The organism is Solirubrobacter soli DSM 22325 (assembly GCF_000423665.1).
In the GTDB taxonomy this organism is placed as follows: Bacteria; Actinomycetota; Thermoleophilia; order Solirubrobacterales; family Solirubrobacteraceae; genus Solirubrobacter; species Solirubrobacter soli.
This window is the reverse complement of record NZ_KE384075.1, coordinates 1-603: the sequence shown is the minus strand read 5'-3', so window position 1 is coordinate 603 and position 603 is coordinate 1. Positions and strand designations below refer to the sequence as shown.

Below are 603 nucleotides of genomic sequence, written 5' to 3'. Positions count from 1 at the left end.
GCGGCGCGGCGGGACGAGAACGCGGGCCGCGCCACGCGGCGCGACGAGGGCGGCGGCCGCGCGGCGCGGCGCGGCGACGCGGCCGGCGCGCGGGTCGTCGCCCGCGACGCGCGTACCGGGCGGCTGCTCTGGCGTGCTCCCGGTGGGGTGTTCGGCGTGGCGGCGGGGCGCGTCTATACGCAGGACGTGACGCGCGACCTCGCGACCGGCGAGCAGGTCGGCACGCACGCGCCGCTGTACGGCGGGATCGGGTTCGCCGAAGCGCCCTAGGTGTAAGTCCCGAGCAGGTTGTTCAGCCGGTTGATCGGTGGTTGGTGGCCGATGGCTGAGTGTCGGCGGCGATGGTTGTAGGTCCACAGCCAGCCGTCAAGGGCGGCGGTGCGTTCTCGGCTTGAGCTGTAGATCGCGCCGTAGGCCCAGCCGCCGAGCATTGTGCGGATGAAGCGTTCTGCTTTGCCATTGGTCTGGGGCCGGCGTGGGCGGGTCCGCAGGTGGCGGATGTTCAGCGCGCGGCACGCCAGCGCGTGCACGGCCGAGCGATACGGCGAGCCGTTGTCGGTCATGACGCGTTCGACGTGGATACCGTGACGGGCGTAGAAGGCG

At 73.0% G+C, this 603-nt stretch carries 2 protein-coding genes; one reads left to right on the top strand and one right to left on the bottom strand.

Annotation, left to right across the window (positions count from 1 at the left end; all coding sequences use genetic code 11):
* Nucleotides 1-270, top strand: a 270-nt coding sequence (locus G569_RS64375; RefSeq protein ID WP_028068148.1) for a hypothetical protein, incomplete at its 5' end; no start/stop codon positions are given.
* Here G569_RS64375 and G569_RS0144140 read toward each other — a convergent pair.
* A partial coding sequence (locus tag G569_RS0144140; RefSeq protein WP_028068147.1) for an integrase core domain-containing protein occupies nt 267-603 on the bottom strand: 337 nt, incomplete at its 5' end. The genes G569_RS64375 and G569_RS0144140 overlap by 4 nt on opposite strands.